Raw genomic sequence first — 254 nt, 5'->3', positions numbered from 1 at the left:
GGGCCAGTTATTCCGGTTACTCCAGTTGGACCCGTTACTCCGGTTGAGCCTGTTCCACCAGTTATGCCTGTTACTCCTGTTGCACCCGTTGGGCCTGTTGCCCCGGTTACCCCTGTTACTCCTGTCAATCCCGTGACCCCCGTCGATCCTGTTGAGCCGGTTGGACCGGTCTCTCCCGTTGGGCCAGTTTCTCCCATTGCACCGGTTTCTCCTGTTGCTCCAGTTACACCGGTTATTCCTGTTGACCCTGTTAC

General features: G+C 57.1%; 1 pseudogene. It reads right to left on the bottom strand.

From position 1 onward, the window contains the following. A pseudogene (locus SB689_RS23680) lies at positions 1–254 on the bottom strand (hypothetical protein); the annotation flags it as partial.

Source organism: Chryseobacterium sp. SIMBA_038 (assembly GCF_046535115.1).
Classification (GTDB): domain Bacteria; phylum Bacteroidota; class Bacteroidia; order Flavobacteriales; family Weeksellaceae; genus Chryseobacterium.
Note: the sequence above shows the minus strand (reverse complement) of the source record. Positions and strands in the feature narration are given on the sequence as shown.